This is a genomic window from Pseudorhodoplanes sp., from assembly GCF_050250235.1.
Taxonomy (GTDB): domain Bacteria; phylum Pseudomonadota; class Alphaproteobacteria; order Rhizobiales; family Xanthobacteraceae; genus Pseudorhodoplanes.
The window spans coordinates 1-22,790 of record NZ_JBFWPA010000104.1 but is presented as its reverse complement, the minus strand read 5'-3'; the positions used below and the strand labels follow the sequence as shown (position 1 = coordinate 22,790).

General features: G+C 64.3%; 24 protein-coding genes and 1 pseudogene. 10 read left to right on the top strand and 15 right to left on the bottom strand.

The genetic code is table 11. The features are described from left to right. The 7 genes from AB7F49_RS29520 to AB7F49_RS29490 form a co-directional block, all read right to left on the bottom strand. Positions 1 to 446 (bottom strand): SDR family NAD(P)-dependent oxidoreductase (locus AB7F49_RS29520; protein WP_428529109.1); only part of this gene is annotated, 446 nt, incomplete at its 3' end. Between the two features lie 117 nt (positions 447 to 563). Further along, a complete protein-coding gene (locus AB7F49_RS29515) occupies positions 564 to 1,205 on the bottom strand; it encodes an FMN-binding negative transcriptional regulator (RefSeq protein ID WP_428529107.1) in 642 nt (213 codons plus the stop codon). A gap of 14 nt (positions 1,206 to 1,219) precedes the next feature. After that, on the bottom strand, positions 1,220 to 1,603 hold the full coding sequence (locus AB7F49_RS29510) for a response regulator (RefSeq protein WP_428529105.1): 384 nt from the start codon (positions 1,601 to 1,603) through the stop codon (positions 1,220 to 1,222). Between the two features lie 17 nt (positions 1,604 to 1,620). Continuing rightward, the gene (locus tag AB7F49_RS29505; RefSeq protein WP_428529103.1) at positions 1,621 to 2,763 is read right to left on the bottom strand and encodes a 2OG-Fe(II) oxygenase; all 1,143 of its coding nucleotides are present in this window, start codon (positions 2,761 to 2,763) and stop codon (positions 1,621 to 1,623) included. Positions 2,764 to 2,812: 49 nt separating this feature from the next. Beyond that, positions 2,813 to 3,793, bottom strand: a complete 981-nt coding sequence (locus AB7F49_RS29500) for an aldo/keto reductase (RefSeq protein WP_428529101.1) — start codon at positions 3,791 to 3,793, stop codon at positions 2,813 to 2,815. Positions 3,794 to 3,869: 76 nt separating this feature from the next. Further along, positions 3,870 to 5,363 (bottom strand): amidophosphoribosyltransferase, encoded by a 1,494-nt coding sequence (gene purF, locus AB7F49_RS29495; protein ID WP_428529100.1) that lies wholly within the window; start codon positions 5,361 to 5,363, stop codon positions 3,870 to 3,872. 39 nt (positions 5,364 to 5,402) lie between these two features. After that, positions 5,403 to 6,068, bottom strand: a complete 666-nt coding sequence (locus AB7F49_RS29490; protein WP_428529098.1) for a CvpA family protein — start codon at positions 6,066 to 6,068, stop codon at positions 5,403 to 5,405. A gap of 235 nt (positions 6,069 to 6,303) precedes the next feature. Here AB7F49_RS29490 and AB7F49_RS29485 point away from each other — a divergent pair, with 235 nt between their 5' ends. Both AB7F49_RS29485 and AB7F49_RS29480 read left to right on the top strand, forming a co-directional pair. Beyond that, entirely contained in the window at positions 6,304 to 7,638 is a 1,335-nt protein-coding gene (locus tag AB7F49_RS29485) for a serpin family protein (protein ID WP_428529096.1), read from the top strand. Between the two features lie 152 nt (positions 7,639 to 7,790). Next, positions 7,791 to 7,988 (top strand): hypothetical protein, encoded by a 198-nt coding sequence (locus tag AB7F49_RS29480; protein WP_428529094.1) that lies wholly within the window; start codon positions 7,791 to 7,793, stop codon positions 7,986 to 7,988. 12 nt (positions 7,989 to 8,000) lie between these two features. Here AB7F49_RS29480 and radA read toward each other — a convergent pair whose 3' ends face one another. The 4 genes from radA to AB7F49_RS29460 all read right to left on the bottom strand — a co-directional run bounded on the left by radA (position 8,001) and on the right by AB7F49_RS29460 (position 13,810). Further along, positions 8,001 to 9,404 carry a DNA repair protein RadA gene (radA, locus tag AB7F49_RS29475; protein ID WP_428529092.1) on the bottom strand — a complete coding sequence of 468 codons (1,404 nt, stop codon included), beginning with the start codon at positions 9,402 to 9,404 and terminating at the stop codon, positions 8,001 to 8,003. A gap of 153 nt (positions 9,405 to 9,557) precedes the next feature. Beyond that, positions 9,558 to 10,721: an alanine racemase gene (alr, locus tag AB7F49_RS29470; RefSeq protein WP_428529090.1), complete on the bottom strand. Its 1,164-nt coding sequence runs from the start codon at positions 10,719 to 10,721 to the stop codon at positions 9,558 to 9,560. 79 nt (positions 10,722 to 10,800) lie between these two features. Continuing rightward, positions 10,801 to 12,303: a replicative DNA helicase gene (locus tag AB7F49_RS29465; RefSeq protein ID WP_428529088.1), complete on the bottom strand. Its 1,503-nt coding sequence runs from the start codon at positions 12,301 to 12,303 to the stop codon at positions 10,801 to 10,803. Between the two features lie 250 nt (positions 12,304 to 12,553). After that, a complete protein-coding gene (locus AB7F49_RS29460; protein ID WP_428529086.1) occupies positions 12,554 to 13,810 on the bottom strand; it encodes a class I SAM-dependent methyltransferase in 1,257 nt (418 codons plus the stop codon). 232 nt (positions 13,811 to 14,042) lie between these two features. Here AB7F49_RS29460 and AB7F49_RS29455 point away from each other — a divergent pair, with 232 nt between their 5' ends. Continuing rightward, complete coding sequence (locus AB7F49_RS29455) at positions 14,043 to 14,675, top strand: hypothetical protein (protein WP_428529084.1); 633 nt, start codon at positions 14,043 to 14,045, stop codon at positions 14,673 to 14,675. Between the two features lie 10 nt (positions 14,676 to 14,685). Here AB7F49_RS29455 and rplI read toward each other — a convergent pair whose 3' ends face one another. From rplI to rpsF, 4 genes are all read right to left on the bottom strand, one after another. Next, on the bottom strand, positions 14,686 to 15,300 hold the full coding sequence (rplI, locus tag AB7F49_RS29450) for a 50S ribosomal protein L9 (RefSeq protein WP_428529082.1): 615 nt from the start codon (positions 15,298 to 15,300) through the stop codon (positions 14,686 to 14,688). Positions 15,301 to 15,337: 37 nt separating this feature from the next. Next, positions 15,338 to 16,285 (bottom strand): DUF2232 domain-containing protein, encoded by a 948-nt coding sequence (locus AB7F49_RS29445; RefSeq protein ID WP_428529080.1) that lies wholly within the window; start codon positions 16,283 to 16,285, stop codon positions 15,338 to 15,340. 138 nt (positions 16,286 to 16,423) lie between these two features. Next, positions 16,424 to 16,672 carry a 30S ribosomal protein S18 gene (gene rpsR / locus AB7F49_RS29440; RefSeq protein WP_086090573.1) on the bottom strand — a complete coding sequence of 83 codons (249 nt, stop codon included), beginning with the start codon at positions 16,670 to 16,672 and terminating at the stop codon, positions 16,424 to 16,426. 2 nt (positions 16,673 to 16,674) lie between these two features. Then, positions 16,675 to 17,169, bottom strand: coding sequence for a 30S ribosomal protein S6 (rpsF, locus tag AB7F49_RS29435; RefSeq protein WP_428529078.1), 495 nt, complete (start codon positions 17,167 to 17,169; stop codon positions 16,675 to 16,677). 346 nt (positions 17,170 to 17,515) lie between these two features. Between rpsF and fabD the strand changes: the two genes are divergently transcribed. The 7 genes and pseudogenes from fabD to AB7F49_RS29400 all read left to right on the top strand — a co-directional run. Next, a complete protein-coding gene (gene fabD / locus AB7F49_RS29430) occupies positions 17,516 to 18,466 on the top strand; it encodes an ACP S-malonyltransferase (RefSeq protein WP_428529076.1) in 951 nt (316 codons plus the stop codon). A gap of 61 nt (positions 18,467 to 18,527) precedes the next feature. After that, the gene (locus AB7F49_RS29425) at positions 18,528 to 19,031 is read left to right on the top strand and encodes an AbrB/MazE/SpoVT family DNA-binding domain-containing protein (protein WP_428529074.1); all 504 of its coding nucleotides are present in this window, start codon (positions 18,528 to 18,530) and stop codon (positions 19,029 to 19,031) included. After that, positions 19,018 to 19,407: a type II toxin-antitoxin system VapC family toxin gene (locus AB7F49_RS29420; RefSeq protein ID WP_428529072.1), complete on the top strand. Its 390-nt coding sequence runs from the start codon at positions 19,018 to 19,020 to the stop codon at positions 19,405 to 19,407. The genes AB7F49_RS29425 and AB7F49_RS29420 overlap by 14 nt, the downstream gene beginning before the upstream one ends. A gap of 71 nt (positions 19,408 to 19,478) precedes the next feature. Then, entirely contained in the window at positions 19,479 to 20,216 is a 738-nt protein-coding gene (fabG, locus tag AB7F49_RS29415; protein ID WP_428529070.1) for a 3-oxoacyl-[acyl-carrier-protein] reductase, read from the top strand. 298 nt (positions 20,217 to 20,514) lie between these two features. Beyond that, positions 20,515 to 20,754: an acyl carrier protein gene (locus AB7F49_RS29410; protein ID WP_086090566.1), complete on the top strand. Its 240-nt coding sequence runs from the start codon at positions 20,515 to 20,517 to the stop codon at positions 20,752 to 20,754. Positions 20,755 to 20,863: 109 nt separating this feature from the next. Next, a complete protein-coding gene (gene fabF / locus AB7F49_RS29405) occupies positions 20,864 to 22,123 on the top strand; it encodes a beta-ketoacyl-ACP synthase II (RefSeq protein WP_428529067.1) in 1,260 nt (419 codons plus the stop codon). 370 nt (positions 22,124 to 22,493) lie between these two features. Beyond that, positions 22,494 to 22,790: pseudogene (locus tag AB7F49_RS29400) on the top strand (endolytic transglycosylase MltG); the annotation flags it as partial.

Below are 22,790 nucleotides of genomic sequence, written 5' to 3'. Positions count from 1 at the left end.
ATCCAGGAAACTCCGGAGGACAGAAACACCGCCCGGCCGGCGTCGCTCTGGCGCAGCAGCGGTTCCATGCAGCGGATCAGGTGCCAGTTGGCGGTGACGTTGACCGCCATGACCTCGTCCCAGGCTTTCGGCTCGACATGCGACAGCGGTGACAGCGGGCCGAGAATGCCGGCATTGCCGACCAGCACATCGAGCTTCTTGTACCGGTCGAACAATGCGCCGCCGAGCCGGGCGATGCCGTCGTGATCCTTGAGATCGAGCGGCACCAGCGTCGCGGACCCGCCGGCCTGCGTGATCTCGTCGTCGAGTTCCTCCAGTCCGCCGACCGTGCGCGCGACCGCGACCACATGCGCGCCGGACTTGGCAAGCGCGAGCGCGACGGCGCGGCCGATGCCGCGCGAGGCGCCGGTGACGAGAGCGATGCGGTCGGCGAGGGGAGGAGTCATTTCGTGCGTGCATTCCGATTGATGACATTGAACCCAGCTCCGCTCATTCCCGAGCAGGCGGGAATACTGAAGGGCTGGGCTCCCCCTTTGCGGGGACGAGCGGAGTGTGGATGCGGATCAGCGCGGTTTGTCAACCTGCATGCGCGCCGCGACAGCGCGGGCGTTGTTGCCGGGCGAAGCGGACAGCGCCGCCGCCACCGAAGCCCGATCCGCTTCGCTGCGGTTCTGGCTGAGTTTCATTTTGCCCTCAAGCGCCTCGATCGTGAACCGCAAGCCGATGATGGCCCGCAACTGCCTCTCCATATAGTCGGCCGGCGCATCGCTGACCTGCCATGGTTCCGGGAAGGCTGCCTCGTTCAGGCTGGACAGTTCGGCGACATGGGCGAGCAGGGCGTCACGATCCACGACGACTTCAAGCCGCCCGCGGGCGCAGATCGCGACATAATTCCAGGTCGGCACCGCCTTGCCGTGCTCCTGCTTCGACGGATACCAGGACGGCGAAACATACGTGTCGGGACCCATGAAGACGGCGAGTGCAGGCTTCGAAAAATCGGTGTCGCGCCATTGCGGATTGGCGCGCGCCACATGGCAGCGCAACTGTCCAAGCGGTCCAACACCGGTATCGAGAATGACCGGCAGATGGCTGACCAGCGGACCGTCCGCACCAATGGTGGTGAGACTGCAAAAGCCGATGCGCCGGATTTCGGCGTGAAGGGTCGGCGCGTCGGTCTCGCGGAAGGCGGGCGGGATATACAGCATGAGAATGAGGCGTGTTATTCCATCGGTGCTTGCGGCAGGTCGACGCCGAGCCCCGCGGCGACCTCGAAAATCTGCTGCGGGCGATAGGGCTTCTGCACGAATTCGCTGCGCGGCAGCAGTTCCTGCCGCTCGGCATTGCCGCTCGCATAGATCACCGGAGCATCGGCATGCAGCGCGCGCACCTCGGTTGCAAGCGACCATCCATCCATTCCGGGAAGCCGGATATCGGTAAACAGCAGATCGAGAATCTGCATCTGCGTCAGCCGCTGCAATGCTTCCTCGGCGCTGCCCGCGTCGACCACCTCGAAACCGGACAATTCGAACTCGAACGCGATCATCTCGCGCAGCAATGGCTCATCCTCGACGACAAGAACGACGGGGCGGCGGTCCGTACTCATGTCACGATCCCCACGCGTCAGGCGCGATAGGCGCCGACGCCTTCGCCAAGATGAATATTGTTGGCCTCGCGCAGTTTGGCAGCTTCGTCATCATACAGGAATGGAAGGAAAGCATAGCGCCGTCCGGCGGTCACCGGGGAGACCTCATGCAAAAGTGAGCAGGAAAATACGCAGGCGCCGCCGACCGGAGGCTTGAAGCGGCGCGGTCCGTATTCCGGGAAGCTGATTTCGCCGCCCTCGAACTCGGCATTCAGGTTGATGGACACTGCGAACCGCCGGTGCGCGGTACCGGCCGTGGTATTGTCGCGATGTGCGCGGAAATGGCCGAGATCCTCGGCGGAATAGCACGACACGATGTATCGCTCCATCCGCGTCACCTTGAACTGATGGACCTTCAGGACTTCCGGAACGATCCGCCGCTGGATGCGGCGCTGGGTCTGCTTTATAAGCGCGTCATCGTCAATGACGTAATCCTTGCGGCGCTTGTGGCTGTGATCGTGGGCGGTGATGGTCTTGCCGTTGACTTCGCGCATGAAGCCGGATTCCTCGCCGCCATGCTGGTTGTACAGGTCGATCAGTTCCGCGCAGAAGTCCGGCTCGAACACGTTCGGCAGGATCAGGATCGGAGCCTGCAATTCGAAGCCGGCGAATTGCGCAGGCGAAGGCAGGGTTCTGAGATATGCGAATACGGCAGCGGCGCCGGCGCCCTCGCTCGCGAACGGGAACGACGCCATGACACGCAGCGTCGGATCGAGTACCAGCCAGAAACGGCGCAGCGGAATGTTGGCGTCGCCATCGGCGATGTCACGCGGCGCTGCGCCGTATTGCCGCGCAATCGCCAGATCGTAGTCGAGGAAATAGCGGATGCCCGGAAGCATCTCCGTGATGCGGTTTTCGGATTCATCGCCCGCATCGGCGCTGATGCCGAAAAAGCAGATATTGCTGTCGTCGAAGACCGGGCGGTGCTCGATCACCGCATCGAGCGCGGCGCGGCCCAGCGGGTCCGCGGCGCTGCCGAAGAAGCAGAGCACGACATAGCGCCCGCCGACCGAGCTGAACGCATAACGCGGATTGGACAGCGAGCGCTGATAGAACCAGGGCGCCGGGTCACCGGGGAACAGTGCCGAATAAGGTCGTTGCTTCGGGGCGGGCGCGGTCATGGCGCGCCGAATTTAGCGTGTCTGCGCCGGTAAAGACAATCACGGGGTGTCACCCCGAATGCCAGGCGGCAAGCTGTGCTGCCGGGTAACGCCCACCGGCGGCGCTGCCCGGCGGAAAAGCCGCGTCGAGCGCGCGCAGTTCCTCGATCGACAGCTCGATATGCAGAGCGCCGAGAAAATCGTCGAGATGGCGGCGAAGCTTGCAGCCGGGAAACGGAATCAATGGCTCGCCTTTGGCGAGTACCCATGCCACCGCGAGGCAAGCCAGCGAAACCTTCCTGTCAGCGGCGATGGCGCGGGCCGGATCGAGCAGGCGCCGGTTCTGCTGGTAGTTTTCGGCACTGAAGCGCTCGTAGTCGCGGCGCGCGTCGTTTCCGCTGCCCGGCTCAAAGCTGCCGGTAATCAGCCCCCGCGCGAATGGCGCATAGGCCATGATGGTCATGTCAAGTTCCCGGCAAAGCGCCAGATGCGCGTCTTCGAGATCGCGCGAAAGCCAGGAATACTCCATCTGGAGCGAGACCAGCGGATGCACGGCGGCGGCACGGCGGATATAGGCCACACCGGATTCCGCCACGCCGATAAAGCGGATCTTGCCTTCCTCCTTCAAACGCGCGAGTTCGCCGATCGTGTCCTCGATTGCCGCCGGCGGACTCGGCCGCGACGGACAGAAGATGTCGATCGTCTCAAAGCCGAACCGGCGCAGGCTCTCCTCGCAATCCCGGCGCGCCGTCTCAGGCGTGCATTCGATACCGGTCATCTTGCCGCTGGCGTCCCGACGAATCCCGAACTTGGAATGTACGATCGCCCGATCGCGGCGATCTTTCAGTGCGCGGCCGATCAGCTCCTGATTGTGGCCGGAGCCGTAGCTCACCGAGGTGTCGAAAAAATTCACGCCCAGATCGATCGCGCGGTGAATGGTGGCGATGCTTTCCGCGTCATCGGCGGCACCATAGAAACCGGACATCGACATGCAGCCGAGTCCAATGGCTGAAACCTGAAGGCCGCTGTTGCCGAGGGGGGAGTAATTCATGGTGACCACAGCGCCGATGTGCGGCGCCCGTCAGAGGCTCGCCCGCTTGGCCGGCGCCAAGGCACCAGGCTGCGCGTCAGCTCGCCTCGGCCAGCAGGGACAATTGCCGCGGGGTATGGGCGGCCGCACTCAGGTCGGTCAGCGGGGTCGGGTATTCGCCGGTGAAGCAATGGTCGGTGAATTGCGGCCGCAGCGGATCGCGGCTCTCATATCCCATGGAGCGGTAGATGCCCTCGACGGAGAGAAAGGCGAGCGAGTCCGCGCCGATGAATGCCCGCATCTCCTCCAGCGTATGAGTGGCGGCGAGCAGCTTGTCGCGGTCGGGCGTGTCGATGCCATAGTAATCAGGGTGGGTGATCGGCGGCGATGCGATGCGGAAATGCACCTCCTTCGCGCCAGCGTCGCGCATCATCTGCACGATCTTGGTCGAGGTGGTGCCGCGCACGATGGAATCGTCGACCAGCACGATGCGCTTGCCGGACACCACGGCGCGATTGGCATTGTGCTTCAGCCGGACGCCGAGCTGGCGGATCTGCTGGGTCGGTTCGATGAACGTGCGGCCGACATAGTGATTGCGGATAATGCCGAGATCGAACGGGATACCGGATTCCTGCGCGAAGCCGAGTGCTGCGGGCACGCCGGAATCGGGCACCGGCACGATTACGTCGGCGTCGGCCGGCGCCTCGCGTGCAAGTTCGGCGCCCATGGTCTTGCGTACCTCGTAGACCGGGCGGCCGCCGACGATCGAGTCCGGCCGCGCGAAATAGATATATTCGAAAATGCACGGACGCGGTGCCATGGGCGGGAACGGCTTGTGCGAATGCGCGCCCTTGTCGTCGAATACGATCACCTCGCCGTTTTCGATGTCGCGCACATATTTCGCTCCGATGATGTCGAGGGCGCAGGTCTCCGAGGTCAAGATCGGACAGCCATCGAGGGTGCCCAGCACCAGCGGGCGGATGCCAAGCGGATCGCGGGCGCCGACCAGCTTCTTGTTGGTGAGGCCGACGAAGGAATAGGCGCCTTCCAGTGCACGCAGGCCATCAATGAAACGGTCGACGAAACGCGCCTTGCGCGAACGCGCGACGAGATGAAGGATCACCTCGGTGTCGGTGGTGGACTGCATGATCGCGCCCTCATGCACCAGCTCGCGGCGGAGGGTCAGTCCGTTGGTCAGGTTGCCGTTGTGACCGATCGCAAGGCCAAAGGGGTCCAGTTCCGCAAACAGCGGCTGCACGTTGCGCAACAGGGTTTCGCCGGTGGTCGAATAGCGAACATGGCCAACCGCCGACATGCCGGGCAGCCGGTCGATGACATCCCGCTTCGAAAAATGGTCTCCCACCAGGCCAAGCCGCCGCTCCGAATGGAACCGGTGGCCGTCGAAGGACACGATGCCCGCGGCCTCCTGGCCACGATGCTGGAGTGCATGCAGGCCGAGCGCGGTAATGGCGGCGGCATCGGGATGGCCGAAAATGCCGAATACGCCGCATTCCTCGCGGAGGCGGTCGGCGTTCAGGTCAAGGTCTAGGGCTCGATCCGGGGCAGGTCTGGTATCGGGAGAGACTGTCATCGCGCGGTCCAAACCCTCACTCTCCCGGTCGGGCACCCGCTAGCGCGCGGGCGTGGCCCTCGTTTCGATCAACTGACGCATGTCGCTCCGGTCGGCGCGGGCATAGCCTTCACCGGAGTTCCGGGCCGGACCGGGTACGGACGAGTCGGACTTCTGCTGTCCGGCCGGTGGTTCCTCGCCTTCGCCGTCCTTGGGACGCTTCAGCCGTTTCAAGATGGTGCTTTCGGGGTCATCCGGCAACATCGACTTAAGCCAATCCCCGGTACCCGCAAGGACCACACGCGACTTTGCGCCCGTAACCCAGGTCGGCTGCGACTTTTGCGGGACCAGCCAGTCGAAGAACAGGTAGGCTACAACCACGATGATCAGCCCCCGGCCAAGCCCGAACAGGAATCCGAGGGTGCGATCGAGTGCACCGATTCGGCTGTCCAGGATCATATCGGAGATCCGGACGGTGATGATCGACACGATCAGCAGGGTGCCCAGAAACACGCCGCCAATGACCGCGCCGGCCGCCACATACTGGTTGTTGAAGTAGCTTTCCGCGAATGGCATCAGCCGCTTGTAAAAATAAAGCGTGGCCGCAGCGGCCGCGATCCAGGCGGCAATCGACAGGATTTCGCGCATGAAGCCGCGAATCATGGCGAGCAGGCCGGAAATCAGCATCACGGCCAGTAAGATGATGTCGAGCAGCGTGATCGGCATGGTTGCGCGGGATTCGGGGCCCTAGGCCGGTTGGCGCGCCTGTATAGCCGCCTGTCGTGACCGCGTCACCCGTCTTTCTGCCGGGATATTGTCATGAATCACAGTACTATTTTCATGCAATGCCCGAGCGGGGTCGGGATCGCCGGCCGATCCGACGGTTGACCTCGGCGCGGTTTCGCGGTCGCATCCGACGGGTCACACGCAGCGGTCTTCCGCACCGCTCGAAAGGCATACGATGAACCCGGCATCCAGCGCGCGTGCGATCGTCATGGCATCGGCATTCGCGTTCGGCTTGTCGGCCGCGGCCGCTCAGGACATTGGCTCGCTGACACGCGCCTACAACACCTCCGGGCAGGACCTGTTTCGAGCGCTTTCGTCCACGCCCGGCAATCTGGTGCTCTCGCCCCTGTCGGTCGGCACTGCGATGGCAATGGTGCTTGCGGGCGCACGCGGTGCCACCGAGGCGGAGATGCGCACGGTGCTGCGGCACACGCTTTCAGGCAAGGCTGTCGGCGATGCCAATGCGCAGGCGCTGGCAGCCCTGCTTGCCGGTGCGCAGTCCTGCCCGGACGGCTTCAAGCTGAGCGGACAGCTATGCGAAGCGGCCGCTCCCGAAGGCAAGGCCGAGCCATGTCCGCACGACGCCAATCGCGACGGCGATCTCTGCATCACCGATGCGCGAAACGCGGCTGCGATATTGCGTGTCACCAATGCGCTGATGCTGGTCAGTCCCGCGGCGACGATCGCCAAGGACTACGAGGACGCGGTCCGCACGCAATTTGCCGCAGAGATATTCAAGACGGCCGACCTCACGACGGTGAACAATTGGGTACGTGAAAAGACCGAAGGCCGGATTCCAAAGATACTCGACCGGCTCAACCCGCAGGATTCTCACGTCCTTCTGAATGCGGTCTATTTCAACGCGCCCTGGGCGCAGGCCTTCGCCGAGAATGCGACGCGTGATCGAGAATTTCACCTGACCGCGACCGAGAAGGTCGAGGTCCCGACCATGTCGCAGAACGCGGCTTTCGCAATCGAGAAGGGCGACGGCTTTTCGGCGATCCGGATTCCCTATGCGCGAGACGGATTGTCAATGATCGTCGTGCGCCCGGACGACATCGGCGGAATAAGCCCTGTGATCGCCGGCTTCGACGGCGCCAAACTGGACGCCTTGATGGAGGGGCTGCGCAAGGCGCAGAAACGTCCGGCAACGCTGCTTCTTCCGAAATTCAAATTCGAGTTTTCTGTTGAGCTGATCACGCCTTTCAAGGCGCTCGGCATGACCAAAGTGTTCGATCCGGCACAATCCGACCTCTCGGGCATGACCGGGCTGCCGCGCGACCAGGCGCAATCCACCATCGACCAGATCGCGCATCGCGCGGTGATCGAAGTCGCGGAAGCCGGCACCGAGGCTGCTGCCGCGACCGCGGTCGTGGTCACGACCCGCACCATGCTGCCGCAACCGCAGCAGGAGCGGTTTGTTGTCGATCGGCCGTTCCTGTTCGTCATTGCCGACGACAAGACGGGTGCGATCCTGTTCATGGGTCGGGTGAGCGATCCGCGGGCATAGACGATCGCCGGGCGGCGCGGCGATCCGGGATTGGCCTGGCCCGCGGGCCGCCCCGACGGCTCCACGGCCGCCGACATTCGGGCTGGGCAAGCTCCTCTCCGGGACCTATGGTTAAGGAAGTCTTGTGGCTCAAGACGTCTTGCGGACGGGTCATGTCGCATCGAACTCTTTGCGCGGCGCTCATTGCGGTTTCGTTGCCGGCCGGCACGCATGTTGCGGTCCATTACGCGCTCGATTCCGTGGCCAGGGCGACCATGCTCGAGAGCCGGCTGTTCCAGCCCGAATTGCGGCCGAGCGATCGCGGCAAGTCGATCGCCTGGGCGCAGATCGTTAGCGCGCCGATCCGGTAGGCCGAGCGAGCCTCACGCTTCCCGCAGCAGCCGGTTGCGATTGCCGCGTGCGGCGATGTCGGCGACGAGCGAGGCGAGATTGCCATGGGCGCCAAGCGTCAGCCCGGCATCGGCCGGCATGTCGGCACGGCCGGGATCAGGCAGGAACGCGCGCGCGAATCCGAGCTTGGCGGCCTCCTTGAGCCGCGCCGGCGCCTGCGCCACCGGGCGCAATGCGCCAGACAGCGAGACCTCGCCGAAATAGACCGCATCGGCGGGCAGCGGCGCGCCCGCCAGCGATGACACGAGGGCTGCCGCCGCGGCGAGATCGGCCGCGGGCTCGTTGATGCGTAGCCCACCTGCGACGTTGAGATAGACGTCGTGGGTGCCGAGTCGCACCCCGCAATGCGCTTCCAGCACCGCAATCAGCATGGACAGGCGGCTGGGGTCCCAGCCCACCACCGCGCGCCGCGGCGTGCCGAGCGAGGTCGGCGCAACGAGGGCCTGAATCTCCACCAGCACCGGGCGGGTGCCTTCGATGCCGGCGAACACCGCGGTGCCGGGCGAGCCGAGATCGCGTTCGGAAAGAAACAGTTCGGACGGGTTCGTTACCTCGCGCAGGCCGAGACCCGTCATCTCGAATACGCCGATCTCGTCGGTCGGGCCGAAGCGGTTCTTCACCGCGCGCAGGATGCGGAATTGATGCGAGCCTTCGCCCTCGAACGACATCACCGCATCGACCATATGCTCGACCACGCGCGGCCCTGCGATCTGGCCGTCCTTGGTAACATGACCGACCAGGATCACGCAGGCGCCCGTGCGCTTTGCGAAACGGATCAGCATCTGCGCCGACGCACGCACCTGCGTCACGGTACCCGGCGCGGATTCGACGCTGCTGGTCCACATGGTCTGGATCGAGTCGATGACCACGAGCCGCGGCAACTCGCCCTGCGACAGCGTCGCGACGATGTCCTCGACCGAGGTCTCCGACGCGAGTTCGACCGCGGCATCCGTGAGCGCGAGCCGCTCGGCGCGCAGCCGCACCTGCGCCACCGCTTCCTCCCCGGAGATATAGACGGTCCGCTGTTTGAGACGGGCGAGCGCGGCTGCGACCTGCACCAGCAATGTCGACTTGCCGATTCCGGGATCGCCGCCAACCAGGATGACAGAGCCGCGTACCAGCCCGCCGCCGGTGACGCGGTCGAATTCGCTCAGGGATGTGGCCAGCCGCGGCGCCTCGTCGGTAACTCCCGAGAGCGGCTGCAGGTCGATCATGCGCGCCCGACCCGGCAGCTTCGCCGCGCCCTTGCCGACAGGCGCGTCGGATGCTTCCTCGGCCAGGGTATTCCACTCGCCGCAGGACTCGCATTTGCCTTGCCAGCGCGTATAGGCCGCGCCGCAATTCTGGCAGACGAAGGAGAGGGTCTTGCGACTCATGGGTGACTGTAGGGCGGATTGGCCCACCGGGTCCACGCGAAGCGTGGCCCGATGACAGGCTCCGGCGTAATCCGCCATTTTCTCAACAAGGCGGCGGATTGGGCTACGCTATTCCGCCCGACGAATTTCGCCCATGTGCGCCACGACGGGAATCTACCCGCCCCTGTAGACCCGCGCGTACCGGCGTCCGAGACCGGTCAGCACCTCGTAGCCGATGGTGCCGAGCATCTCGCCCACGGCGTCCACGTCGCGGCCTTCACCGATCACGGTCGCAAAATCGCCGCGCTTCACGCTGCCGGGCGCCAGATCGGTGACGTCGAGCGCGATCAGGTCCATCGAGATGCGGCCGACGATCGCGCAGGGCCTGCCATTCACAATCAGCGTCCCGCCGGGTCTCTGATCGCTGCCGCTCTGCGAGCGGAAGAAGCCGTCCGCATATCCCATGGTTGCGATTGCGATGCGCGAAGGCCGCCGCGCGGTCCAGGTCGCATCATAGCCGACGGTTTCGCCGAAGGCGATGTCGCGCACGCGTGCGATCCGCGCCTTCAGCTCGACGACCGGCTTCATCGGGTTCGGCTTGCCCGGCGTCGGATTGACGCCGTACAGCGCGACGCCCGGCCGCACGATGTCGAGATGGGCCGAGCCGCCGAGAAAGATGCCCGACGAATTGGCGATCGAAGCCGGCACGCCGCGGAACAGCGCGCGCACGTTCCGGAAGGTGAGCAACTGCTCGTTGTTGCGCTGGTTCTCGGGAACCTGCGACGCCACGAAATGGCTCATGATCAGCCTGACGCCGTGGTTTTCCATGTTGATGCGCGGCGCGATTGCGGCGGCTTCCTCGATCGAGACGCCAAGCCGGTTCATACCGGTATCGACATGCAGCGCGAAGCCGCCCTCCCATCCGGCGCCGCTCGCAAACGCGTCCCACTCGGCAAGCTCGGCGGCAGAGCCGATGACCGGGCGGAGATTGTGATCCGCAAAGACCTGCCCGGTTCCCTGCGGCAGCCCATTGAGGATGTAGATGGAAGCGCGCGGCGCGACCTTGCGCAGCCGCTTTCCTTCCGACAGATCGGCGACGAAAAACGTGGTACAGCGAGCCTGTGTCAGCAGCGTCGCGACCGGCTCGAGACCGAGGCCATAGCCATCGGCCTTCACAACCGCCGCGCATTCGGCCGGCAGGGCAGCCGAACACAGCGTCTTGTAGTTCGCCTCGATCGCGGCGAGGCTGATCGTGAGGATACCGCCGGCCTCGTCGGCGGGAGGTCCGGCGGTTAGCGCCGGTTCGGTCGTATCGGACCCGGGCGTCGGTGACAGCATCATGGCGCTCCGCCGCAACTCTCTCGCGTTGCGGTCAACTCATTAAGACAGCACGTCTGCGAAAGCAAAACTAAGGCAATCACGAAGGAATGCGTTCGGGGAGCCGGTCGTCGGGTGCGAGATCGCTGAAACGGGTCACGCTGCCTTCGAACTGCAACTGGACGGTGCCGGTGGGGCCGTGACGCTGCTTGCCAATGATCACCTCGGCCTTGCCATGGACTGCCGCCATCTCGGCCTGCCATTTGCCGTATTCGTCGGTTCCTGCCCGCGGCTCCTTGTTCTGCAGATAATATTCCTCGCGATAAACGAACAGAACCACGTCGGCGTCCTGCTCGATCGAGCCTGATTCGCGAAGATCGGAGAGTTGCGGACGCTTGTCGTCGCGGCTTTCGACCTGACGCGATAGCTGCGAGAGCGCAACAATCGGGACGTTGAGTTCCTTGGCCAGCGCCTTCAGGCTGGTGGTGATTTCGGTGATTTCCTGGACGCGGTTCTCCTGTCCGCGGCGGCTCGATCCCTGCAGCAGCTGGATGTAATCGATCACCAGCATGTCCAGTCCGCGCTGGCGCTTGAGCCTGCGCGCGCGAGCAGCAAGCTGGGCGATCGACAGGCCGCCGGTCTCGTCGACGAAGAATTTCATGGCCTGCAATTCGAGCGAGACGTCGCGGATCACCTCGAAATCCTGCTCGTTGATGCCGCCGCGGCGGATCGTGCTCGACGGAATCCCGGTGCGCTCGGCGAGGATGCGGGTGGCGAGCTGCTCGGCGGACATTTCGAGCGAGAAAAATCCGACGATACCGCCATTGACGGTGGTGATATGGCCATCCGGCCGCACCTCGCCCTGCCAGGCCCTGGCGATGTTGTAGGCAATGTTGGTGGCGAGTGCGGTCTTGCCCATGCCGGGCCGGCCGGCGACAATGATCAGGTCGGACGGTTGCAGCCCGCCCATTTTGGCATCGAGGTCATGCAGGCCGGTCGCAATGCCCGACAGCTTGCCGTCCCGCTGATAGGCCCGCGCGGCCATGTCCACGGCGGTGGTCAGCGCCTGCGAGAAGGCCTGGAAGCCGCCTTCGTACCGGCCGCTTTCGGCGACCTCATAAAGCCGCCGCTCGGCCTCCTCGATCTGCTTGGTCGGCGCGAAATCGACCGCCGCGTCATAGGCCTCGTTGACCATGTCCTCGCCGATCACGATCAGCGCGCGGCGCACAGAGAGGTCGTAAATGGTGCGGCCGTAATCCTGCGCGTTGATGACCGTGGTCGCCTCGGCGGCGAGGCGGGCGAGATACTGGCTCACCGTGAGCCCGCCGATATCGGCATCGCCCGGCAGAAAGGTCTTCAGCGTGACCGGGCTTGCGACCTTGCCGGCACGCACGAGCTGCGAGGACAGCTCGAATATCTTCTGGTGGACCGGCTCGTAGAAATGCCGCGCTTCGAGAAAGTCGGAGACCCGATAGAACGCTTCGTTGTTGACCAGGATCGCGCCCAGCAAGGCCTGCTCGGCCTCGATATTGTGCGGGGCGACTCTATAGTGCGGCGTTTGATCCGCGGCGAGCTTGCGCGCGGTCGAATCCAAAGGTGCCATCGGTCCAGCAGCGGTTGTTATCAGTGAGTCTTCTTAATCGGCCCAAATTGCGGCACGCATCGCAACGAACGCACGCTTCTACGCGGTCTTACTCGGCACCTCCGAGATATGACGTGACCCGGACGGCATTGCTGTAGCACCGTAGATGGGGCCCGTCTGCCACAATCACGACTGTCCCCGTAACCCACTCGATCACGATTGCCGACATCAAAAAGCCTTGACGGGGAAACCGAATTCAGCAGCGAACGCACTATTCGCCGGCCATGCGCAACGGCGGCGGAATCTTGCGTTCGCGCTTGCGCAGCCGCTCTTCCTCGCGCTCGATATAGCCGCGCGTGACGGGCACGGCATCCACCCGTTTGGCGAGCTGGATCTGGAACACCATCATGCCCTGGTGGCGAAACGCCATCTCCGACGCGGCGAGGTAGAATTCCCACATCCGCACGAATCGATGGTCATAGAGCCTTCGCGCTTCTTCGGCATGCGCAAGGAAACGCGCGCGCCATGCCTTGAGCGTGTCGGCGTAATGCAGCCGCAGCATTTCGATGTCGCAGACCATCAGGCCGGCCTGCTCTATCGCCGGCAGCACTTCCGACAAGGCCGGGATATACCCGCCCGGGAAGATGTATTTGTCGATCCAGGGATTGGTCGCGTTCGGTCCTTCGGAACGTCCGATTGAATGCAGCACGATCACGCCGTCATCCGACAGCAATTTCGCGCACTGATTGAAAAACGTTCGGTAGTGACCGATGCCGACATGCTCGAACATTCCCACCGAGACGATGCGGTCGAAGCGCTCGTTGACGTCGCGATAATCCTGCAGGCGGAATTCCACCGACTGGGACAGGTGCCGCTCGGCGGCGCGGCCCTGCGCAAGCTTGTGCTGCTCCTCCGACAGGGTGATGCCCGTGACCGTGGCACCGCACTGTTCCGCCAGATAGAGCGCAAGTCCGCCCCAGCCGCACCCGATATCGAGCACGCGCTGGCCGTCCCCGACCAGCAGCTTGGCGGCGAGATGGCGTTTCTTGGCCAGCTGCGCGTCGTCAAGGCTCTGATCGGGGCTTTCGAAATAGGCGCAGCTATATTGGCGGTCGGCGTCGAGAAAGAGCGAGTAGAGCCGGCTGTCGAGGTCATAGTGATGCGCGACGTTCTGTCTCGCGCGCCTGCGGTAATTGAATTGATCCAGGCGCCGGCGGCTGTAGCGCAGCGCGGCCTGCGGGCGCGCGAAATAGGGTACGGCACCGTGCGGCTCCTGTGACATCAGGATCGCAAGAAGGTCGGCGATGCTGCCGGCTTCCAGTATAAAATCGCCCGCCATATAAGCTTCGCCGAGGCGCAATTCCGGATTGAGGAAGATTTTTGAAACGGCGCGCGCGGTGGCGAATCGGAGCGCGACCGGGGGGCCGGTGCCGTCCCCGAATTCCAGTGGCTTTCCATCGCGGACCGACAAACGCAGGTTGCCGGTGCGGATGAACCGTGTCAGACCAGCCCGAAGCAACCGTTCCACCGGCCGCCTCCATTGATGACGACGCCGTCCTTTCGACCGGGCATCAGCGCGAGATCATGGAATTAGACCAAAGTCTGGCCGCTCTCGCAATGCGGTGATAACTCTTCGAGGCGCTGGTTTGTCCGGTTCGAAAATGAGCCACAATCCCCAGTTAACCGCCGGATATTCCCTGTTTGGGTTGAGTTTGCGCGTTGGGCGTGGCGCGACCGGCGGGTCGACCGGCGGCGGGAGCATGATGTTGCAACAGAGGGGCGGTCTGATCCGTGTTGCGCTGGCCGTGGTGGTTGGCCTTGTGGCGGCGTCCGTCGCCCTGGCGCAGCCGCGCGGCACTCCGACCCGCTCTTCGCCGCCGCCTCTGCCGCCCACCGGACATCAGTCCGAACCGGTGGACCTCAATGAAGGCAAGTCGCCGGCGGAACTGTTCCAGGCCGGGTGCGCGGTGTGCCACCAGAGCGCGGCCGGACTGGCCAAGGGCCGCCGGGAAGGCGATCTGACGAATTTCCTGCGCCAGCACTATACCTCAAGCGTACAGCATGCCGGTGCGCTGGCGAATTTCCTGACATCCGGCGGGCGCGGCGCCCCGGCGGTTGCTGCGCCTGGACGGCAGGCTCCGGTCGAGCGGCCGCCGGCACCGGTGGGCCGCAGGACCCCTGAAGACGATCGCAAGTCTCAGGAAGCGGCGAAGCCGCCCGAACGCGAACCGGCCAGCAAGCGCAAGCCACCGGCGGCTGCAGCGGTTCGCACCCCGCCGCCGGCACCCGTGACTGCACCGCCGCTGGTCCCAGAGGCGGCCGGCGAGGCCGGCACCTCTGCCAGTTCGCCTCCGGTCGAGGAAAAACCGGCAGGGCCCGAAATTCCGCTTTAGACGGACTGTATCAGGCCTTTTCGGCCGGCTCCGTCGCTTCCGCGGCTTCTTCCGATTCGTCCTGCGGGAGCGCTTCGGGTTCGAAAAAGGCTTCCGCGGCGGCGGCCGCTGCCGCGCGCTCCTCGGCTTCCTCGCGCCGCACGGTCACGTCTTCGCCCCGCTTCACGCGCTCGGCTTCGTCGGGGTTGCGCGCGACGATGATCGAGACATTGACCTCGACCTCGGGATGCAGGGCGATTTCCACCTTGTGCTGACCGATCATCTTGATTGGCGCGTTGAGCGCGACCTGGCTGCGCGAGATCGAAAATCCGCCGGCGGTGACGAGGTCCGCGATGTCGCGGGCCGATACCGAGCCATAGAGCTGACCGGACTCGGAGGCCTGGCGGATCGCCGTAAAGGTCTGACCGTTCAGCTTGTCGGCGACCTTCTGGGCTTCGCCGCGGTTCTCCAGATTCTTGGTTTCGAGTTCCTTGCGCATGCCCTCGAAGCGCTCCTTGTTGGCCTGGGTGGCGCGCAGCGCCTTGCCCTTCGGCAACAGGAAGTTGCGGGCGAAGCCGTCCTTGACGCGCACGGTCTCGCCCATCTGGCCGAGTTTTGCGACACGTTCGAGCAGGATCACTTCCATCTCATCACTCCATTTCCTGGTGGTTTGTCCGGTGAGGTCAGGTAACGGCCGGCGGTCTGCCGGCGGTGTTGCTTTTGCGAAAATCGAAGATGGCATCGGCCAGGCCCAGCATGGTCATGAAAAACAGCGGCCAGACCGCAGCCATCACGACGAAATAGGCGCCGGCCAGCACCAGCGGGCGGATGCCGAGATTGCGGGTGATCTCGTGCAGCACGGCAAAGCCGAGCATCGCATACGCCATGATGAAGGCGCCGGAGGCGATAGCCCCCGCCATGCCAAGACTGCCCGGCATGAACCAGGCGACCAGGGCGATCGCAAACAGGGCGGGTGCGAGTCTTGGAAAGCGCAGCGCGGACAGGTCGGGCCACGGCCGCTTGAGCCGACCCGACAGGCCTGCAACGCGGCCGGCGACATAGAGATTGAGAGCGAAGGTGAAGGTGATCATGGCCGCCGTAGCAGGCGGCACGAAGCTTGCTATCATCTCGGCCACGCGCCTGACGTCCATCTGGGTGAAGTCGGGTGCGGACTTTCCGTATTCCTTCGCGACGCGGTCGAGCGCGAGCTTGAGCGCAGTCTGGAATTGCTGCTCGTCAATGCGGATATTCCACATGACGATCACCACGATGACCGTGGCGATGCCGGTGCACCATAACAGAAGGCGCCCGACCGGATACCATTCGATCGAGCCGTCGGGTTCGCCGCGCGCGAGCAGCGTCAGATACCCAAGCCACCAGGCCGGCAGTCCCGCTCCAACCAGATAGATCGGGATCCACAATGGCTCGCCGAATGCGATCGCAAGTGCTGCAGCGGCTGCGAGCGCCGCAAATAGCGCCGTCCAGTGGGTCCAGCCGAGCGCTGCGATCATGATCGGCAAGGGTGCCAGCAGCACCAGGAAGAGCGCTAGCGGCGAGCGCGATGCTATGGTCGCCATCAGCAAGGCTGACGCGGCACCCGCACCCGAACCGATCAAGGCCAATGGCAACATCACGAGCTGTCCCGCTTGTTCAGCGGTTAGAGGCAAGTCGCGTTCCCGCGCCCGCCCCAACCATCGGCGCCCGGATCGCTCCGGCCGCCTCGCTTTCTCGTCATTCGAGGCGCCTGCGAGCAGGCTGACCCGAATGCCCTACTTGATGACGTATGGCAGCAAACCCAGAAACCGCGCACGCTTGATCGCCTGGGCGAGTTCGCGCTGCTTCTTGGCCGATACCGCAGTGATGCGGCTCGGCACGATCTTGCCGCGTTCGGACACGTAGCGTTGCAGCAGCTTCACGTCCTTGTAATCGATCTTCGGCGCGTTCGCTCCCGAAAACGGGCAGGTCTTGCGACGGCGGAAGAAAGGGCGGCGTCCGCCACCGGAATTTTGCATCGACATGTTTATTCCTCCGTCGCCGCGCCCGCAGGCGCGTCATCGCGCGGCGGCCGGTCGTCGCGGTCGCGCCGCGGACCCCGCTCGCGGTCCCGATCGCCGAAGCGACCGCCGCCGCCGCCGAAGCCACCACCAAAGCCGCCGCCGAAACCGCGACCCTCGCGGTCGCGATCGTCGCGCTCGACCTTGCGCATCATCGCGGACGGACCTTCCTCAAGTTCGTCGACGCGGATGGTGATGTAGCGCAGCACCTCTTCGGACAGCCGCTCCTGGCGCTCGATCTCGCTGATCGCAGCCGGCGACGCTTCAAGATTCATCAGCGTGAAATGCGCCTTGCGGTTCTTGTTCATGCGATAGGACAGTGACTTCACGCCCCAATATTCGGTCTTCGCGACCTTGCCGCCGGCACCCTCGACGATCGCCTTGAACTGGTTGGTCAGTTCGTCGACCTGCTGGCTGCTGGCGTCCTGACGCGCGAGAAATACGTGCTCGTATAGCGGCATCGTGCCTTCCTTCTGTTGGCGCTGTCCGGCGCAAAGCCCAAACGAGACTTCGAAAAGGTGTGGACCTAGGAAGGCCAGCCTTCGGAAAGCTCGATGCTCTGGTTGGCGGGGACACGGGACGACGGACCGACTGGCCCTGCCGCAGGATCCCAAGGGACCGCTCCCAAGTGGACCGCACGGCCGTCCGTTCAGCCCCCGGCCGGGACGAGCGGAAGCGCGGGTTATAGGGACTTTCGGACGAATGGCAAGCGAGGAGTGGGTTTTCCTGCGCTTGACTTGAGGGGGCTCGCATAGTTTTTCGGCCCGGATTCTTGGCGGGTTTACCCGCCTGCGAAAGGGGGGGTGCGTGGCGGCGGCATTCGTATTTCCGGGGCAGGGGAGCCAGGCCGTCGGCATGGGCAAGGCGCTGGCCGAGGCGTTTCCCGCCGCGCGGGGGGTGTTCGATGAGGTCGATGCGGCGCTGGGCGAGAAACTGTCTGCGGTCATCTGGGAGGGGCCCGCAGAACGGCTGACGCTGACCGAGAATGCACAGCCCGCCCTGATGGCAGTCTCGCTTGCGGCGATGCGGGTGCTCGAAACCGAGGCCGGGGTCGACCTGGAGCGCGACGCAAAGTTCGTCGCCGGCCATTCGCTCGGCGAATATTCCGCGCTCGCTGCCGCCGGCGCATTCTCGATCGGCGACGCGGCGCGGCTTCTTCGCATCCGCGGCAACGCAATGCAGAAGGCGGTGCCGGTGGGCGAGGGCGCGATGGCGGCATTGCTCGGACTTTCGTTCGAGGAGGCCGCGGCGGCTGCTGCGGAAGCCGCACAGGGGCAGGTCTGCCAGGCTGCCAACGACAACGGCGGCGGGCAGGTGGTGGTATCGGGCAACAGGGCCGCGGTCGAACGCGCGGTCGAGATTGCGAAGGCCAAGGGAGCCAAGCGGGCGATGCTTCTCCCGGTCTCCGCACCGTTCCATTGCGCGCTGATGCAGCCGGCCGCCGACGCCATGGCCGAGGCGCTCGGACGGACCAAAGTGAAGAAGCCGGTGGTGCCGGTGGTGGCCAATGTCGTGGCGCAGCCGATCGACGATCCGCAGGAGATCGTGAAGCGGCTGGTCGAACAGGTCACAGGCACGGTGCGCTGGCGCGAATGCGTGGAGACGATGGCCAAGGCCGGCGTCGCGCAATTCTATGAAGTGGGCTCCGGCAGGGTGCTGACCGGGCTGCTCAAGCGCATCGCCGCAGGTGCCGCCGGCGCTTCGATCGGTACGCCCGAGGATGTCGCGGCGTTCAAGGCGCGCGAACTGTCAAACTAACTACCTATTGACTAACTACCAAATTTTGGTAGTGATGCGCTCCTGAGCAGGGAGCAATGTGATGTCCACTGAAATTAAGCGCCGTCCGATGGACGAGGTTGTGGCCGGGCTCGGCACCAAGTCCGACAAAATCCGAGCATTGTCCGCAGCTGGATATTCCCGGACTGAAATCGCGGACTATCTTGGCATCCGCTATCAGCACGTCCGAAACGTGCAGATACAGGATGAACGGGTCGGACGATCCGCGCCGTCGATCCAGCCCGCTCTTGATCCGGTGAAAAAGCATTCTGCGCCGTCGGAAAAGGCGGATCTGCCCATCAAGCGATTTGTTGAAAACGGGTTCCTCGAATTGCCGGACGTTATGCGCACGGCGCTGGGGATCAAGGACGGCGATCCGGTCATCCTGACATTGGAGGAAGACGGCATCCGTCTCGTTAGCCTTCCCATTGCGATCAAGCGTGCGCAAGCGATGGTCCGCCGCTACGTGCCCGAGGGCGTGAATTTGGTCGATGAGTTGATCGCTGAGCGCCGGGCCGAGGCGAGGCGCGAAAATGGCGGAGAGTAACGCGGTGCTCGATGCTTCGGCCGTGCTCGCGGTTCTCAACGGCGAGGCGGGAGCCGATGTCGTTCTCCCGTTTCTGGCGCGCGGGTTGATCAGTTCGGTCAATTACGCCGAAACTGTTGCGAAGCTTATCGATCTGGGTGCCGTGCCCGAACACGCAAGGAGTGCGGTCTCCGCTCTCGGAATTGGAGTGGCCGACTTCAATCGCCAACTGGCGGATCGCACTGCCGAGTTGCGCCCGCTGACGCGACATCGCGGTCTTTCGCTTGGGGATCGCGCCTGCATTGCTCTTGGAGAACGCGAAGCCGCTCCGATTGTGACGATGGATCGGAACTGGCGCGGTATTCTGCCAGGACTCGACATCCGCGTTGGGCGTTGAAGCTGCGGACACGATTGACGCCATCGCGTCGACGCGGCATGTGGCCGCTGCAAAAGGAGAGCGGGGATATCATGTTCGACCTGACCGGGAAGACCGCGCTTGTGACCGGTGCGACCGGCGGTATCGGCGGAGCGATTGCGCGTGCGCTGCACAAACAGGGTGCGACGGTGGCGATCTCCGGCACCCGCAGGGCGGTGCTCGATACGCTCGCGGCCGACCTGCAGGAGCGCGCGCATGTGTTGCCCTGCGACCTGTCGGACAAGGACCAGGTCGAGGCGCTGGTGCCGCAAGCCGAGGCGGCGATGGGCAAGCTCGACATTCTGATCGCCAATGCCGGCATCACCCGCGACAACCTGTTCGTGCAGTTGCGCGACGAGGATTGGGACACCGTGATCAACGTCAACCTGACCGCGACCTTCCGGCTCTCGCGCGCAGCGATGAAGACCATGATGCGGCGGCGTTTCGGCCGCATCATCGGCATCACGTCGGTCGTGGGGGTTACCGGCAATCCTGGGCAGGGGAATTACACCGCCGCGAAGGCCGGCATGATCGGGATGATGAAATCGATCGGCAAGGAATATGCGAAGCGCGGTGTGACCGCCAATTGCGTGGCGCCGGGTTTCATCGCGACACCGATGACCGACAAGCTGAACGACAAGCAGCGCGAGGCGATCCTGCAAATGGTGCCCTCGGGACGGCTCGGAACGGCGGACGATGTGGCGGCGGCGGTGGTCTACCTCTCGTCCGACGAGGCGTCCTATGTCACCGGCCAGACGCTCCACGTGAACGGGGGCATGGCAATGATTTAAGTGCCGGTTCGCACAGGATTTTTGCCATGGCTTGCGGCTGCTGGCCATGGCTTTTGAAGTGTGGTAGCCCGTTTCGGCCGGGCTCGGGGGGGAAGCGTCCGGGTGCGGACTTGACGCAAAGTCTGCGACCCAATACACGCCGCCGTCATCTCGGTTCTGGAACGGTCGAAGGGGGCGGGCCACGGGGGCCCGGCCGCTTGAGATGATCAAGCCGCTTGAACCACTCCATTGGCCGTGCCACCACAGCTTCGATCGCGCCGTCGATTGAGCCCATCACTGGAAGCAGAGGTTCGAACAGATGAGTGACATCTCCGAGCGGGTGAAGAAGATCGTGGTGGAGCACCTCGGCGTCGAGCCCGACAAGGTCACCGAGCAGGCGAGCTTCATCGATGATCTCGGTGCGGACTCCCTCGACACCGTCGAACTCGTGATGGCGTTCGAGGAGGAGTTCGGCTGCGAGATCCCCGACGACGCGGCGGAGACGATCCTCACCGTCGGCGACGCTGTAAAATTCCTCGAAAAGAACGCCAAGAGCTGATCGCGTCCGTCCGGATGTCCAGCTGGCGGCTGCGGGTGCAGGTGCAGAGCGACCGCCCGCGATTCCGAACACCAGTTCTGGGCAAAGCGGACGCGACGGGAGCCCGATCATGAGGCGCGTTGTCGTCACAGGCTTGGGAATGGTGACGCCGCTCGGGTGCGGCGTCGAGGCCACGTGGCAACGTATTCTTGAGGGCAAGAGCGGCGCCCGCAAGATCGAAACCTTCGAAGTCTCCGATCTTCCCTGCAAGATCGCCTGCGTCGTCCCGCGCGGCGACGGCACCGACGGCACCTTCAATCCCGATCAGTGGATGGAGCCGAAGGAGCAGCGCAAGGTAGATCCCTTCATTATGTATGCATTGAGCGCGGCGCGGCAGGCGCTCGACGATTCCGGCTGGAAGCCATCGACCCCGGAAGAACAATTCGCCACCGGCGTGATGATCGGTTCGGGCATTGGCGGGGTCGGCGGCATTGCCGAGGGCGCGATCCTGGTGAAGGAGCGTGGACCGCGAAAATTGTCGCCATTCTTCATTCCCGGACGCATCATCAATCTCGCATCCGGGTATGTGTCGATCGAGTTCGGGCTTAAGGGCCCAAACTCCGCGGTGGTGACCGCATGCTCGACCGGTTCGCATGCGATCGGCGACGCCGGACGCATGATCGCGCTGGGTGATGCCGATGTGATGGTGGCGGGCGGCGCCGAGTCGCCGGTGGACCGTCTCTCGCTCGCTGGCTTTGCCGCCTGCCGTGCGCTGTCGACCTCGTTCAATGACACGCCGACGCGCGCGTCGCGTCCCTATGATCGTGATCGGGACGGCTTCGTCATGGGAGAGGGGGCGGGAGCACTTGTGCTCGAGGAATACGAGCATGCCAGGAAGCGTGGCGCAAAAATCTATGCTGAACTGATCGGCTACGGCATGTCAGGCGATGCCTTTCACATCACGGCGCCACCGCCGGACGGGGAGGGTGCTTTCCGCTGCATGAGCGCCGCGATCAAACGTGCGGGTATTTCGCCGGGCGATATCGATTACATCAATGCGCACGGCACCTCCACGATGGCCGACGAAATCGAGCTTGCCGCGGTCGAGCGCGTGGTCGGCAATGCGGCGGGCAAGATTTCGATGTCCTCGACCAAGTCGTCGATCGGCCATCTGCTCGGCGCCGCCGGGGCTGTCGAGGCGATCTTCTCGATCCTCGCGATCCGCGATCAGATCGCACCGCCCACGATCAATCTGGACAATCCATCGGTGGAAACCCCGGTGGACCTCGTGCCGCACCAGCCCCGCAACCGCGAAATCAAGGTCGTCATGTCGAACTCCTTCGGCTTCGGCGGCACGAATGCCACGCTGGTATTGCGGGCACCTGACTGACGGAACCGCTGCCGGCCTCGCAGTTTGGATTGGTTGAAAGAAGTCGCTGGCCGCGCCCATCCGCTGTTGCATGAAGATCACGCGGCCGTGGGTCACCTTTCGGAAGCGGAGGAATTCGTTCAATCTGTGCCGTAACACTGCCTGCCACAGCGGCGCCATACCGCCGGTCTATCGAATCGTCCATAAGGCATGGAAATGCTTCGTCTATCATCTGGATCCCAGAGCCTGTTGACGCGCCGCGACAGCCTGCCACGCGTGCAAGCGCGCGGTGGCAAGATTTCGCGAATCCGTTCTCGAACCTGTCATTGCGCGATTCGGGCTCACACCGCGGCTTTGAGTGGCAGAGCCAGTTCCGGACTTCGACGCTGCGATGGATGAGAACAGGGCCACTCCGCGGTCAGCCCGCGCCGCGCTTGAGCCGGAGCGGCTCGCGACTCCGAAGCGGCGTTCGCGCCGGGCGCGGCATCCGCTTGTCATCATTGGCAATGCCATTTTCACGCTGGTGCTGCTGCTCGTCGTGGTGGTCGGCCTGCTGGCCTATTGGGGAAACCAGCGCTTCGAAGAGCCAGGCCCGCTGGCACAGGACAAGGTGGTGAATATCCCCCGCGGGCTTGGTGTTCGGGACATCAGCGAACTGCTCGCGCGTGTGGGCGTGATCCGCGATCCG